This window comes from Exiguobacterium sp. s50 (genome assembly GCF_018618175.1).
GTDB lineage: Bacteria > Bacillota > Bacilli > Exiguobacteriales > Exiguobacteriaceae > Exiguobacterium > Exiguobacterium chiriqhucha.
Genome location: NZ_JACSLP010000006.1, coordinates 84,583 through 98,226 on the forward strand (window position 1 = coordinate 84,583; position 13,644 = coordinate 98,226).

The following is a 13,644-nucleotide window of genomic DNA, read 5'->3' on the forward strand; positions in this document are numbered from 1 at the left end:
GCAGATGTATGGCAAAATACTTGGTGATCGTCGAATCACCCGCGAAAGCGAAAACAATTAAACGTTATTTAGGATCGAATTACACGGTCAAGGCATCTATGGGTCACGTCATCGATTTACCGAAGAGTCAACTCGGTGTCGACGTGGAACATGACTTCGAACCGAAGTACATCACGATCCGTGGCAAAGGCCCAGTTTTGAAAGAATTGAAGACGGCAGCCAAAAAAGCGACGAAAATCTTTCTCGCGGCTGACCCGGATCGCGAAGGGGAAGCGATTGCTTGGCATTTAGCACGTGCCCTCGGTGTCGACGAAACGACGGAATGTCGCGTCGTCTTTAACGAGATCACGAAAGATGCGATTAAAGAGTCGTTCAAACACCCGCGTAAAATCAACCATGACCTCGTCGACGCCCAGCAGGCGCGTCGAATTTTGGACCGTCTCGTCGGATACGGGATGAGCCCATTACTATGGAAGAAAGTCAAAAAAGGATTATCGGCCGGACGCGTTCAATCCGTGGCCGTTAAAATGATTATCGACCGGGAGCGGGAGATCAATGCCTTCGACCCAGAAGAGTATTGGACCATCAAACTCACCCTCAACCATGAAGGCGAATCGTTCGAGACTTCGTTTTATGGTAAAGACGGGAAAAAAATGGAGCTCAAGAGCGAGGCAGATGCCGACGCGGTGCTCAAAGCGATTGACGACTCATTCAAAGTCATCGACGTCACGAAGAAAGAGCGGAAGCGCAACGCGTCGCTCCCGTTCACGACGAGCTCGCTCCAGCAAGATGCGGCTCGTAAATTGAACTTCCGTGCCAAGAAGACGATGATGCTCGCGCAACAGCTATACGAAGGGATCGACCTCGGGAAGAAAGAAGGCACCGTCGGTTTGATCACGTATATGCGTACCGACTCGACGCGTATCTCAGATTTGGCGAAAGCGGAAGCGAAAGAGTATATCGAATCCACATTCGGAGAAGAGTACGTCGCGTTGCAGAAGCAAAAAGAGAAGAAAGCCGCGAACGCCCAGGACGCACACGAAGCGATTCGTCCGACTTCGGCGTTACGCGACCCGGCCTCGGTGAAAGCGTACTTGTCGCGTGACCAGCTCCGCTTGTACAAGTTGATTTGGGAGCGCCTCGTCGCGAGCCAAATGGCGCCGGCCATCCTCGACACGGTGAAAATCGACGTCGAGTCGAACGGCATGATTTTCCGTGCCAACGGGTCGACCGTCAAATTCCCTGGTTTCATGAAAGTGTATATCGAATCGAAAGATGAAGATATCGAAGACACGAACCCGGAGAAAGAAGGGTTGCTCCCACCGCTCGAAGTGGATGACCTCGTCAAGTTCGAGACAATCGAACCGAAGCAGCACTTCACACAGCCGCCGCCACGTTACAGTGAGGCGCGTCTCGTTCGGGCGATGGAAGAACTCGGAATCGGTCGTCCGTCGACGTATGCACCGACGCTCGATACGATTCAAAAACGCGGATATGTCGTCCTTGAAGAGAAGAAGTTCGTCCCGACAGAACTTGGCGAACTCGTCATCGAGATGATCGATGAGTACTTCAACGACTTTATCACCGTCCAGTTCACGGCCGACATGGAGACGCTCCTCGACTCGATTGAGAACGAGGAAGTCGAATGGACGGAAGTCGTCGCTCCAATCTATCGCAGTTTCGAGAAACGTCTGAAACGAGCCGAGTCAGAGATTGAGAAAATCGAAGTGAAAGATGAACCGGCCGGCATCGACTGCGAAGTGTGCGGTTCGCCGATGGTCATCAAGATGGGCCGTTACGGGAAATTCATGGCATGCTCGAACTTCCCGAACTGTACGAACACGAAACCGGTACAAGTCGAAATCGGCGTCCCATGTCCGAGCTGCAAAGACGGACAAGTCGTCGAACGACGCAGTAAGAAGGGTCGTCTGTTCTACGGTTGCTCGAACTATCCAGACTGTGAGTTCGTCTCATGGGACAAGCCGGTCGCGAAACCGTGTCCGGAATGTGGTAAGATGATGGTCGAGAAAAAAATTAAAGACGGTGTGAAATATCAATGTACGAACTGTACCCATGCCGAGGTACATCAGTTAGAGGAGGATTAACTTTGCAGCAACGTGTAACTGTGATCGGAGCGGGCCTCGCCGGCTCCGAGGCGGCTTGGCAACTCGCGAAACGCGGAATTCAAGTCGATTTGTATGAAATGAGACCGGTCCGAAAAACACCGGCACACCATACGGACCAATTCGCTGAACTGGTCTGCTCGAACTCGCTTCGAGCGAACGGGCTACAAAACGCGGTCGGCGTCTTGAAAGAAGAGATGCGCACGCTCGACTCGCTCATCTTGAAAGCGGCCGACACGGCAAGTGTACCGGCCGGCGGCGCTCTCGCCGTCGACCGTCATGACTTCGCCGGATTCGTGACGGACACGTTGAAGAACCATCCGAACGTGACCGTGCACAACGAAGAGATCACGGCGATTCCGGACGGGATCGTCATCATGGCGACCGGTCCACTCACGTCACCGGACCTCTCGGCTTCGCTCAAAGCGTTCACAGGTGAAGATTACCTTTACTTCTACGACGCCGCGGCGCCGATTTTGGACGGCGAGACGATTGACCGGGACAAGGTATACTTGAAATCACGTTACGACAAAGGTGAGGCGGCGTACCTCAACTGTCCGATGACGGAAGAAGAGTTCGACTTGTTCTACGACGAGCTCGTCAAAGCAGAGGTCGTCCCGCTCAAAGAGTTCGAGAAAGAGATTTACTTCGAAGGCTGCATGCCGTTTGAAGTTCTTGCCCAACGCGGCAAGAAGACGCTCTTGTTCGGACCGATGAAACCCGTCGGCCTCGAAGATCCGAAGACGGGCAAACGTCCGCACGCGGTCGTGCAGTTACGGCAAGATAACTCGGCCGGCACGCTGTTCAACTTGGTCGGTTTTCAAACCCACCTCAAATGGGGGGAACAGAAACGGATCCTTCAACTCATCCCGGGTCTCGAGAACGCGGAGATCGTGCGCTACGGTGTCATGCACCGGAACACGTTCATCAACTCACCGAGCCTGTTGAAACCGACGTATCAGGCGCGGACACGCGACACGTTGTTCTTCGCCGGGCAGATGACCGGTGTGGAAGGGTACGTCGAATCGGCGGCGTCAGGACTTCTCGCTGGGATTAACGCAGCGAAACTGATTGCCGGTGAAGACCTCGTCGTCTTGCCACGCGAGACGATGCTCGGTTCGATGGCGCACTATATCACGACGACGGACGGCAAGCACTTCCAACCGATGAACGCAAACTTCGGTCTCGTGCCGTCGCTCGAGGATGCGCCGCAGAAGATGAAGAAACAAGAACGGTACGAACGTTACGCGAACCGTGCCCTTGAAACGATTCAGCAATATAAAGAGATTTAAGGGAAAGGAGCCATTTTTTGGCTCCTTTTTTGTGAATTTAAATTTCAATTGTGTAATTTGTACAACACTTTGAAAATTTTCAGATTATTGAGGGGCTATCTATTGTCACCTCTGACGGGGTATGCTATGCTAATTTCGATTTGACGAGAACATGCGTTTTTAAGTTGAAAACGAGGGGGCGAGAGAATGGGATTCGGTGACGATCAACAGTCATTTTTGCGCTATTGCCAAGTCGAACGCCGGCTGTCTCCTCACACGAAACGCTCTTACGAGCAGACGCTCGACCAGTACGCCGCTTATTGCCAATCGACACATCAAAATCCGTATGATGTGCAGTCGGCGCGGCGTTATTTATATGCCCTTTATGAGACCGACAGCGCCACGACGACGGTCGCCCAAAAAGTATCGTGCCTCAAGCAATTCGGGAAATTTGTGGCACGTGAGACGGGTGTCGAGCCTCTGTTCCACGGACTAACGTCTCCGAAACGGCGCAAGACGCTGCCGACGTTCGCCGTGCCTAGCGAAGTCGAACAGCTCATCGCGACCGCGGACGGACAAGATGATCCGTTCCTGCGGGCCCGTGACGTCGCCATCGTCGAGATGTTGTACGGGACGGGCATGCGCGTCGCTGAGTTGTGCGGGATGGACGTGTCGTCCTACGATGCCGACCTCGCCTTCGTGCATGTCGTCGGGAAAGGGAAGAAAGAACGCTACATCCCAATCGGACAGTTCGCCATCGCGGCGCTCGATCGTTACCTCGACGTGCGCCAAACATGCGCTTCCCCCCAAGAAACGGCATTATTCCTCAGTCAAAAAGGGAATCGAGTGACAACAGACCAAATTCGCTACGTCATGAAGCGTCTGAGGAAGCAAGGCGGCCTGCATAAGCCGTTGACGCCTCACTCGCTCCGTCATAGTTTTGCGACGGACCTGCTCGAGCGCGGGGCTGACCTCCGTGCCGTCCAAGAGTTGCTCGGTCACGAGTCACTCTCGACGACGGGTCGTTACACTCACGTCTCGACGGAGCGCTTGCGAGCGGTCTATCAAGCCACACATCCGAGAAAGTAGGAGGTCATCAGATGTTTCACGCAACCACGATTTTCGCAGTCCGCCACAACGGGCAGGGTGCCATGAGCGGGGATGGACAAGTCACGTTCGGAAACGCCGTCATCATGAAAAACAAGGCCAAAAAAGTACGACGTCTCTACGGCGGTAAGGTCGTCGCCGGGTTCGCCGGAAGCGTGGCCGACGCATTCACGCTCTTCGAGAAGTTTGAATCGAAGCTAGAGATGTACAACGGGAACTTGCCGCGTGCGGCCGTCGAGCTGGCTAAAGAGTGGCGCGGGGATAAGATGCTCCGTCAACTCGAAGCGCTTTTGATCGTCATGGACCGTGAGCACCTACTGCTCGTGTCTGGGAACGGCGAAGTGATCGAACCGGATGATGGCATTTTAGCGATCGGTTCGGGCGGGAACTATGCGCTCGCTGCCGGGCGCGCCCTCGTACGCCATTCGCCTGAGAAATCAGCGGAAGACATAGCCCGCGCCGCTCTCGAGATTGCCGGAGAGTTGTGCGTCTATACAAACGACCAAGTCATCGTAGAAACGATCGGAGGCGATTCTGAATGAAACGTGAACTGACACCACGCCAAATCGTAGCGGAACTAGACCGCTTCGTCATCGGACAAAAGGATGCCAAGCGCGCCGTCGCGATCGCACTCCGCAACCGTTATCGTCGCCAAAAATTGAGTGCCGACCTGCGTGATGAAGTGACACCGAAGAACATCTTGATGATCGGCCCGACCGGTGTCGGGAAGACGGAAATCGCACGCCGCTTGGCCAAACTCGTTGGCGCGCCGTTCGTCAAAGTCGAGGCTACGAAATTCACTGAAGTCGGCTACGTCGGCCGCGATGTCGAATCGATGGTCCGTGACCTTGTCGAGGCGTCGGTCCGTCTCGTGAAGGAAGAGAAGAAAGAAGGCGTGAAAGAGCAAGCGGAAGTCGCTGCGACGGAACGCATCCTTGACGCTTTGCAAGGCAAGGCCAAAGTCGAACCGACCGCATCGAACCCGTTCGAGGCGTTGTTCGGCGGCCAAGCTCAAAAGACCGAAGAGCCGACTAACACGCAGTCGTCCGACCGCGCACAGTTGCGTCGCTTGCTCGAGCTCGGTGAACTCGAAGAACGATTAATCGAGGTCAATCTCGAAGAAAAGCAGACCGTCGACTTGTTCCAAGGGCAAGGCATGGAAGGTTTATCGAACTTGCAGGACATGCTCGGTCAAATCGTGCCGAAGAAACGGAAGAAACGCAAGTTGCCGGTCCGCGAAGCACGTCCGCTCATCGTCGCCGAGGAAGCAGAGAGTTTGCTCGATATGAACGAAGTTCATGACGAGGCCGTGCGCCGTAGTGAGCAGATGGGTATCATCTTCGTCGATGAGATCGACAAGATTGCGACGAAGTCGCAAGATCATGCCGGCGTCTCACGAGAGGGCGTCCAACGTGACATCTTGCCAATCGTCGAAGGATCGACCGTCGTCACGAAGTATGGACCGGTCAAGACGGACCACGTGCTCTTTATCGCCGCCGGAGCATTCCATATGGCGAAGCCGTCCGACTTGATTCCTGAGCTCCAAGGACGTTTCCCGATTCGCGTTGAACTGAGCAGCCTGACCGAAGAGGACTTCGTCAAGATTTTGACGGAGCCGTCCCAGGCGCTCATCAAGCAGTACACGGCACTCCTCGAGTCAGAGGAGATTAGCGTCGAGTTCACGCATCCAGCCATCGAAGAGATTGCGCGCATCGCGACGCACGTCAACCGAGAGACGGATGACATCGGGGCCCGCCGTCTGTATACGATTATGGAGCGCGTCCTCGAGGACTTGTCGTTCGAGGCGGCCGACATGCCACAAACGCATGTTCAAATCACACCGGCCTATGTGAAAGAGAAAGTCGGCTCGATTGCGGAAGATCGAGACCTTAGCCAATTTATACTATAAGATTCTGTATGCACATACAGGGAGGAAAATAAGAATTATGAACTTACTAGACAAAACACGCCAATTGAACACGATGCTTCAACAAGAGGCAAGCGCGCACGTAGACTTTAAAGAAATGGCGGATAAGATGCGCGAAGTACTCGAAGCAAACACGTTCATCGTCAGTCGTCGGGGCCGTTTGCTCGGCTTTGCCATCAAACAACAAATCGAGAACGAACGCATGAAGGCGTTCTTGGTCGACCGTCAATTCCCGGAGCCATACGCCTCAAACTTGTTCAACGTCAAAGAGACGACGGAAAATATCGGCATCGACAGTGAGTATACGGCGTTCCCGGTCGAGAACCGTGAGTTGTTCCTCGACTCGATGACGACGATCGTTCCAATCATCGGTGGCGGCGAGCGTCTCGGTACACTCGTGCTCGGTCGGCTCAACAACGAGTTCACGGAAGATGACCTCGTCTTGGCCGAATATAGCGCGACTGTCGTAGGGATGGAGATTCTTCGTGAGAAAGCGGCCGAAGCGGAGGCGTCAGCCCGTAAAAAAGCGGTCGTCCAAATGGCGATCAACTCGCTCTCATATTCTGAGCTTGAAGCGATCGAGCACATCTTCGAAGAGCTTGGTGGCAACGAAGGTTTACTAGTTGCTTCCAAAATTGCCGACCGTGTGGGAATCACTCGTTCGGTCATCGTTAACGCACTCCGTAAATTGGAAAGTGCGGGTGTCATCGAGTCACGTTCTCTCGGTATGAAAGGAACGTATATTAAGATACTGAATGACAACTTCTTGTTCGAATTACAAAAGTTGAAATCGAATTGAAATAAACTAGATTCAACTGACGAATACTAGAAAGTCTATCGAATTAGGACTTTAGACTTATAAAGTCGCTCCCGACGTAATGGGAGCGACTTTTTTTAGTGCAAAAGTAATTATTTTCAGAATTCGTCGTAAATTCGACAAAAACAGAAGACAGCATTTACCTGTTTTAATAAAAATATCTTTCAACACTGTTACAGATTTGTTTCAATGAAATAGTGGATTTTCCAAATAAGGTATATACATGCATTCTTTTAGTGAAAGCGAGTGAAACGCATGAACTGGATCGGTAGCGACTATCAATTAATGAAGCAAGCGATCAATCATTCGGTCGTAAATCAAAAAGTCATCAGCCATAACCTATCGAATATCGATACCCCGAACTTCCGGGCGAAGCAGGCCGTGTTTGAACAGACGCTGAACAACGAGATGCGTCTCAAGCTGGCAGGCGGTCGTCCGAGTGAGCGCTCGGCGACGACGATCACGGACCGGGCCGGAGGCGCGATGCGAAGTGACGGCAATAACGTTGATCTCGATTACGAGATGAGCGAGTTGGCACGGAACCAGCTTCAATACGAAGCGGTGATGGAACAGTTGAACCGCCGGCTCGGCGGACTCAAAACCGTCATTAGAGGAGGACGTTGACGATGGGCATGTTTGATAGTTTTCATATCTCGGCGACGGCACTGACGTCGCAGCGGTTACGGATGGACACGGTGTCCGCGAACATCGCGAACGCCCAGACGACACGCGGCAAGTTAGTTGACGGGGAGTGGCAACCGTACACGCGAAAGATGACCGTGATGCAGGAAGCACCGTTTCGCCAACAGCTGTCCGCTGTCAGCGGCGGGGTCGAAGTCTCACAGATTGTGGAAGATGAGAGCCCGTACAAGCTCGTCTATGACCCGAGCCATCCTGATTCGGATGACCGGGGCTATGTCCAGATGCCAAACGTCGACCTGTTGAAAGAAATGGTCGATTTGATGGGAGCGACACGGTCGTACGAGGCGAACATCGCCGCGATGAACGCCACGAAGGCGATGCTCGTCAAAGCGATGGAAATTGGTAAAGGATAAGGAGTGATCGAGGATGCAGATTAACCCCATTCAATTGATTGGCACACAACCGACAGTCGCGCCGGCTGTGAAAGAGACGCCATCCCAGTTCGGAACGTATTTGAACGAGGCGATGCGCTCATTAAATGACGTCCAACAAGCGACGAGCTCGGCCCGAGCCGATCTTGCCGTCGGCAAAGCCGATTTACATCAAGTCATGATTCAAAGCGAAGAGTCATCGATTGCGATGCAGCTCGCCATAGAGGTGCGGAACAAAGCGGTCGAGGCCTATCAAGAAATGATGCGAATGCAAGTTTAAAGTAGAGGATGACGAGTAGCGATGAATGAAAAGTTAAAAGAACGATTCGGTTCACTGACCGGTTCGCTTCAAACGATGAAAACGAACCGAAAAATCATTTGGGGTCTCGTCATCGTCGGCGTGATTCTTGTCGCGGTGCTCTTGACCGTCTGGCTGTCGCGCCCGAACATGGCCCCGCTCTATACGAACCTGTCCGCTCAAGAAGCGGGCGAGGTGACGGAACAGTTGACGGCCGACGGAGTAAAGGCTGAGATTAAAGCGACTTCGAACGGTGTCAGTGTATATGTACCGAGTGAGCAAGTCGACCAACTGAAAGTCAGTCTGGCGGCAGCAGGCATCCCGAAGTCGGGTGCAATCGATTATAGCTTCTTTAGCGAGAACGCTGGCTTCGGAACGACGGACCGTGAGATGGCCGTCATCGAACGGAGCGCGATGCAGACCGAGCTCGAACGGTTGATTACGCAAATCGAAGGAATCAACCAGGCGAAAGTCATCATCTCGATTCCAGAGAAATCGGTCTTCTTGGCCGAAGATCAAGGTGAACCGACGGCCTCCATCGTCTTAAATTTAGGAGCTGGTACGAATCTCGAGCCGGCGACGGTGAAAGGGCTCTATCATTTAATCAGTAAGAGCGTACCGAACTTGAAACCTGAAAACATATCGGTCATGGACCAATATTTCACGTATTACGATTTAGACCAGACGACGACGGCCGGTGGATCATCGACCGACCCGCTCGTCTTGAAACGCCAAGTCGAGAAAGATGTCCGTCAACAGATTCAACAAATGTTGTCGGTGTTGCTCGGCGAACGAAGCGTGCTCGTCTCGGTCACAGCCGATATCGACACGACGCAAGCGGCTGAAGAGCAAAACCTCGTGACACCTGTCAATGAGGACAGCATGGAAGGCATCGTCACTTCGGCCGAGCGGATTGCTGAAGCGTATACAGGCGGAACCGGCGCAGCAACTGCTGCCGGGACGGCCGAGAACGATACGGTCAATTTCCCGGCCGCCACGGGCACTGGGGAAGAAGAGAGCGAAAAGAATCATGAAATCATCAATTATGAAGTCAACCGAATCACGAAACAGATTCAGAACGCACCGTACTCGATTCGTGACCTCGGCGTCCAATTGATCGTCGAACCACCGAACGGGGCGACGACAATCGACCCTCAACTCGAGGGTGACCTCGAGACGATGATGTACTCGATTATCCGGACGTCACTCGCCAAGACCGGAGAGGCACTCACTGAGGCGGAACTTGAACAGAAAGTCGTCGTCGTCTCACGTCCGTTCGCAGAAACGGAAGAAGCGGCCGTGGTCGAACAACCGACCCAATGGTGGATGTATGCCGCCGCAGCCGGTGCCGTCGTCTTGCTCGCGCTCTTGTTCTTCGCGATGCGCAAGCGCAACCGCGAACCAGTCGCCGAGTCGAACGAGTGGGAAGTCCCATATGAAGACGAAGTGCCGGACCTCGACCTCGAAGAACGGGGCGAAGGGGCCGTCAAGAAGAAACAGTTGGAGAAATTGGCAGAGAGCAACCCTGAAGAGTTCGCCAAACTTCTCCGTACATGGATGTCTGAGGAGTGAGTACTGTGAATTACGCCAAACAACCGAACCGAGAAAAAGCGGCCATGCTCATGATCTCGCTTGGACCTGAAGTGGCAGCGAGCGTCTACAAGCATCTGTCCGAAGAAGAGATGGAGCAATTGACGCTACAAATTTCGGCGTTGAAAAAAGTATCATCCGAACAAAAAGAAGCCATCATGGGCGAGTTCCACGAGCTCGCTATGGCGCAGAGCTATATCACGCAAGGGGGCATCGGATTCGCGAAAACGGTGCTCGAGAAAGCGGTCGGAGAAGAGAAGGCGATGGCCCTCATCCACCGCCTCACCTCGACGCTTCAAGTCCGACCATTCGAGTTCGCCCGCAAGGCCGACCCGAAACAGCTGTTGAACTTTATCCAAAACGAGCATCCGCAAACGATCGCCTTGATTTTGGCGCATTTGGAACCGGTCAAGTCAGGACAAATTTTGTCTGAGCTCCCGCCTGAGATTCAGTCGGAAGTCGCCAAGCGGATCGCGACGATGGACCGGCTCAACCCGGACGTGATTCATGAGATCGAACAGATTCTCGAGAAGAACTTGTCCCAAACGGATATGCAAGACTACGCCCAATCCGGTGGCATCGAGGCGGTCGTCGAAGTGCTCAACGGCGTCGACCGCACGACCGAGCGCACGATTCTCGATGCGCTTGAAATCGAAGACCCGGAATTGGCCGAAGAAATCAAAAAGCGGATGTTCGTCTTCGAAGACATCGTCACGCTCGATTCGCGGGCGATTCAGCGGATTATCCGCGAAGTGGCGAACGACGATCTCTTACTCGCCCTCAAAGTATCATCCGACGAAGTCAAACAGATCATCTTCAAAAACATGTCACAACGAATGGTCGAAACATTCAAAGAAGACATGGAATTCATGGGGCCTGTCCGGTTGCGTGACGTCGAAGAGGCGCAAAGTCGTATCGTCGGCATCATCCGTCGCCTAGAAGACGTCGGAGAGATCGTGATCAGCCGCGGTGGAGGAGATGACATCGTTGTCTAACGTAATCAAACGCCATTATGCGACACCACTTGAGCCGCAACGGATTGATTCAAAGCCGTTCCTCGAGCCGGTGAGTATGCTACACCAGGATGAAGAGCGGGAGCGGTTGGCCCAAACGCGTGCGCAACTAGACGAGCAAGCAGCCACACTCGAAGCGCGCCGCACGGCGATGGAACAAGAACTCGCCGACTTACGGGAAGAAGTGCTCGTGTCGGCTAGACAAGAAGGCTACGACGCAGGCTTTGAGCAAGGAAGACGGGACGGCAAGGCCGAGTATGAGGAATTGACGACCCGCTTAAACACGGTCAGCGTCGAACTCGAGCAGTTGTTTGACACGAAATGGCGGGACGCCGAGCAACAGCTCGTCGCCCTCGCCGTCGAGGTCAGCGCTCGCGTGACGACAGAACTCGTCCGAAACGATGAGGCGTTGTTCGCCGATCGTGTCCGTGAACAGTTGCTCCGTCAACTCGATGCGGAATCATTGACGGTGTACGTCCATCCAACGCGACTCGCCTCGATCCAACGCTTTGAAGCGGACTGGGTCATTCCAGACGGCCCGGGCATCAAATACCGGGCGGATGCAGGCTTGGATGAGACGAGCGTAAGGATTGAGACCCCTCATCACGGGGATGAGCTCGATTTGAGCTATAGCTTTGATCGCGTACGTTCCAAAATCGAGGAGGTCCTGGCCGATGGCGCTTATTGACCGCGTGCTCGAGTCGATTGTGTCCTCGCCCGATGACGAGTACGTCCGAAAAGTCGGACGCGTCTGTCGGGTCGTCGGTCTGATGATCGAGTCGAATGGACCGAGTGCTTTTATCGGAGAACGTTGTTTGATCGAGCTACCATCCGGTCAACACGTCGAAGCCGAAGTTGTCGGATTCAATGAGGCACGCGTCCTCCTCATGCCTTACGGCGAAACGACGCAAATCGCACCGGGATGTATGGTCAAAGGGACAGGCCGGATGCTTCAAGTGCCGGTCGGCGACGAGTTGATTGGCCAAGTGCTCGACGGTCTCGGCCGTCCGTTGTCCGGTGAGGGTGACACGCCTGGCGCACGTTACGACGTGCTTCGTAAGCCGCCGAACCCACTTGAGCGGCCCCGCATTTTAGACGTCCTCTCGACAGGCGTTCGCGTCATCGACGGTCTCTTGACAGTCGGGAAAGGACAGCGGGTCGGATTGTTCGCAGGTTCCGGCGTCGGGAAGTCGACATTGCTCGGCATGATTGCCAAACGATCATCGGCCGACATCAACGTCATCGCCTTGATCGGAGAGCGTGGCCGGGAAGTGAAAGAGTTCATCGAGAAAGAACTCGGACCAGAAGGGATGGCCCGCTCGGTCGTCATCGTGGCGACGAGCGACCAACCGCCGCTCGTGCGGTTGAAAGGAGCTTATACGGCGACAGCCATCGCCGAATACTTCCGCGATCAAGGTAAAGAAGTCGTCCTCATGATGGATTCGGTGACCCGGTTCGCCATGGCGCAACGTGAAATCGGACTCGCCACAGGGGAACCACCGACGTCTAAAGGGTATACGCCTTCCGTCTTCGCGATGCTGCCGCAACTGTTAGAACGAAGCGGGACCGCCGTGACAGGATCGATTACTGCGTTCTATACCGTCCTCGTCGACGGGGACGATATGAACGAGCCGATTGCGGATGCGGTGCGCGGGATTTTAGACGGACACTTCGTCATGGACCGCTCGCTCGCGAACCGTGGACAGTTCCCGGCGATTCACGTCTTGAAGTCGATCAGCCGCGTCATGAACCAAATTGCCACGCCGATGCATCGGGAGGTCGCGCAGACGTTCCGGGGTTGGCTGGCCACGTATTTGGATGCCGAAGACTTAATCAATATCGGTGCTTATAAAAAAGGGACGAACCCTGCCATCGATACCGCCATCGAGCAGTATCCGAACTTGTTGACGTTTTTAAAGCAATCCATCGAAGAAGAGGCCCCGCTTGAGGAATCGTTAGAGCGCCTGGCCCAAATCGTGCGAGGTGAACGATGAACAGATTATTGTTAGAGCGCATCATGCCGATCGCAGAACATGAGAAAGAAGAGTCGGCGACGGAGATGAGACAACATAAAGCGCGGTTCGAGACAGAGATGGAGACGCTGTATCGGCTCGTGTTGACGTACGAGTCGCTCATGAAGAGTCAAGACGAACAAGCTGGCGTCATTGATTTGCTCATGTCGCAATACCGTGAACAGACACGCGAACGGTTGAAACGCCAAATCGAGACACAACAACTCGTCGTCCAGCAGGCGCGTAACCGCTACCATTTGTCGCAGGAACGTCTGCTCGGAAAAGTCGTCGAGGAAAAGAAATATGTAACGTTGCATGAAAAAGTCAGTCAAGATGAAGTGGCCGCGACAAAGCTCATCGAACAGCATTTCATCGATGAGTTGGCAGTGATTCATCACGGGAAAGGGAAGTAA

General features: G+C 53.9%; 14 protein-coding genes. All 14 read left to right on the forward strand.

Features of this window, described 5'->3' with window-relative positions:
- The first annotated feature begins 8 nt into the window (after nt 1-8).
- The 14 genes from topA (at nt 9) to KNP68_RS10010 (ending at nt 13,644) form a co-directional block, all read left to right on the forward strand.
- Nucleotides 9-2,105 (forward strand): type I DNA topoisomerase, encoded by a 2,097-nt coding sequence (gene topA / locus KNP68_RS09945; RefSeq protein ID WP_021067110.1) that lies wholly within the window; start codon nt 9-11, stop codon nt 2,103-2,105.
- Nucleotides 2,057-3,415: an FADH(2)-oxidizing methylenetetrahydrofolate--tRNA-(uracil(54)-C(5))-methyltransferase TrmFO gene (gene trmFO / locus KNP68_RS09950; protein WP_051627734.1), complete on the forward strand. Its 1,359-nt coding sequence runs from the start codon at nt 2,057-2,059 to the stop codon at nt 3,413-3,415. The genes topA and trmFO overlap by 49 nt, the downstream gene beginning before the upstream one ends.
- A gap of 186 nt (nt 3,416-3,601) precedes the next feature.
- Nucleotides 3,602-4,483, forward strand: coding sequence for a tyrosine-type recombinase/integrase (locus tag KNP68_RS09955; RefSeq protein WP_029595705.1), 882 nt, complete (start codon nt 3,602-3,604; stop codon nt 4,481-4,483).
- 11 nt (nt 4,484-4,494) lie between these two features.
- Complete coding sequence (gene hslV / locus KNP68_RS09960; protein ID WP_029595704.1) at nt 4,495-5,043, forward strand: ATP-dependent protease subunit HslV; 549 nt, start codon at nt 4,495-4,497, stop codon at nt 5,041-5,043.
- Nucleotides 5,040-6,410, forward strand: a complete 1,371-nt coding sequence (hslU, locus tag KNP68_RS09965) for an ATP-dependent protease ATPase subunit HslU (protein ID WP_029595703.1) — start codon at nt 5,040-5,042, stop codon at nt 6,408-6,410. Before hslV ends, hslU begins: the two co-directional genes overlap by 4 nt.
- A 37-nt stretch (nt 6,411-6,447) precedes the next feature.
- The gene (gene codY, locus KNP68_RS09970) at nt 6,448-7,227 is read left to right on the forward strand and encodes a GTP-sensing pleiotropic transcriptional regulator CodY (RefSeq protein WP_016508279.1); all 780 of its coding nucleotides are present in this window, start codon (nt 6,448-6,450) and stop codon (nt 7,225-7,227) included.
- 273 nt (nt 7,228-7,500) lie between these two features.
- Complete coding sequence (gene flgB, locus KNP68_RS09975) at nt 7,501-7,869, forward strand: flagellar basal body rod protein FlgB (RefSeq protein WP_029595702.1); 369 nt, start codon at nt 7,501-7,503, stop codon at nt 7,867-7,869.
- Nucleotides 7,870-7,871: 2 nt separating this feature from the next.
- Nucleotides 7,872-8,300: a flagellar basal body rod protein FlgC gene (flgC, locus tag KNP68_RS09980; RefSeq protein WP_021067116.1), complete on the forward strand. Its 429-nt coding sequence runs from the start codon at nt 7,872-7,874 to the stop codon at nt 8,298-8,300.
- 13 nt (nt 8,301-8,313) lie between these two features.
- The gene (gene fliE, locus KNP68_RS09985) at nt 8,314-8,598 is read left to right on the forward strand and encodes a flagellar hook-basal body complex protein FliE (RefSeq protein ID WP_021067117.1); all 285 of its coding nucleotides are present in this window, start codon (nt 8,314-8,316) and stop codon (nt 8,596-8,598) included.
- A gap of 21 nt (nt 8,599-8,619) precedes the next feature.
- On the forward strand, nt 8,620-10,188 hold the full coding sequence (gene fliF / locus KNP68_RS09990; protein ID WP_021067118.1) for a flagellar basal-body MS-ring/collar protein FliF: 1,569 nt from the start codon (nt 8,620-8,622) through the stop codon (nt 10,186-10,188).
- Nucleotides 10,189-10,193: 5 nt separating this feature from the next.
- Nucleotides 10,194-11,201: a flagellar motor switch protein FliG gene (gene fliG, locus KNP68_RS09995; RefSeq protein WP_021067119.1), complete on the forward strand. Its 1,008-nt coding sequence runs from the start codon at nt 10,194-10,196 to the stop codon at nt 11,199-11,201.
- Entirely contained in the window at nt 11,185-11,907 is a 723-nt protein-coding gene (locus KNP68_RS10000; RefSeq protein ID WP_029595701.1) for a FliH/SctL family protein, read from the forward strand. Before fliG ends, KNP68_RS10000 begins: the two co-directional genes overlap by 17 nt.
- Nucleotides 11,894-13,213 (forward strand): flagellar protein export ATPase FliI, encoded by a 1,320-nt coding sequence (gene fliI / locus KNP68_RS10005; RefSeq protein ID WP_035385679.1) that lies wholly within the window; start codon nt 11,894-11,896, stop codon nt 13,211-13,213. The genes KNP68_RS10000 and fliI overlap by 14 nt, the downstream gene beginning before the upstream one ends.
- On the forward strand, nt 13,210-13,644 hold the full coding sequence (locus tag KNP68_RS10010; protein WP_021067122.1) for a flagellar FliJ family protein: 435 nt from the start codon (nt 13,210-13,212) through the stop codon (nt 13,642-13,644). The genes fliI and KNP68_RS10010 overlap by 4 nt, the downstream gene beginning before the upstream one ends.

Bases quoted from the DNA above. Each gene is read 5' to 3' on its own strand.
- topA (WP_021067110.1), top strand. From the start codon at position 9: ATGGCAAAATACTTGGTGATCGTCGAATCACCCGCGAAAGCGAAAACA.
- fliI (WP_035385679.1), top strand. From the start codon at position 11,894: ATGGCGCTTATTGACCGCGTGCTCGAGTCGATTGTGTCCTCGCCCGAT.
- hslV (WP_029595704.1), top strand. From the start codon at position 4,495: ATGTTTCACGCAACCACGATTTTCGCAGTCCGCCACAACGGGCAGGGT.
- trmFO (WP_051627734.1), top strand. From the start codon at position 2,057: ATGTACGAACTGTACCCATGCCGAGGTACATCAGTTAGAGGAGGATTA.
- fliF (WP_021067118.1), top strand. From the start codon at position 8,620: ATGAATGAAAAGTTAAAAGAACGATTCGGTTCACTGACCGGTTCGCTT.
- fliE (WP_021067117.1), top strand. From the start codon at position 8,314: ATGCAGATTAACCCCATTCAATTGATTGGCACACAACCGACAGTCGCG.
- hslU (WP_029595703.1), top strand. From the start codon at position 5,040: ATGAAACGTGAACTGACACCACGCCAAATCGTAGCGGAACTAGACCGC.
- flgC (WP_021067116.1), top strand. From the start codon at position 7,872: ATGGGCATGTTTGATAGTTTTCATATCTCGGCGACGGCACTGACGTCG.
- codY (WP_016508279.1), top strand. From the start codon at position 6,448: ATGAACTTACTAGACAAAACACGCCAATTGAACACGATGCTTCAACAA.
- KNP68_RS10010 (WP_021067122.1), top strand. From the start codon at position 13,210: ATGAACAGATTATTGTTAGAGCGCATCATGCCGATCGCAGAACATGAG.
- flgB (WP_029595702.1), top strand. From the start codon at position 7,501: ATGAACTGGATCGGTAGCGACTATCAATTAATGAAGCAAGCGATCAAT.
- KNP68_RS10000 (WP_029595701.1), top strand. From the start codon at position 11,185: ATGACATCGTTGTCTAACGTAATCAAACGCCATTATGCGACACCACTT.
- KNP68_RS09955 (WP_029595705.1), top strand. From the start codon at position 3,602: ATGGGATTCGGTGACGATCAACAGTCATTTTTGCGCTATTGCCAAGTC.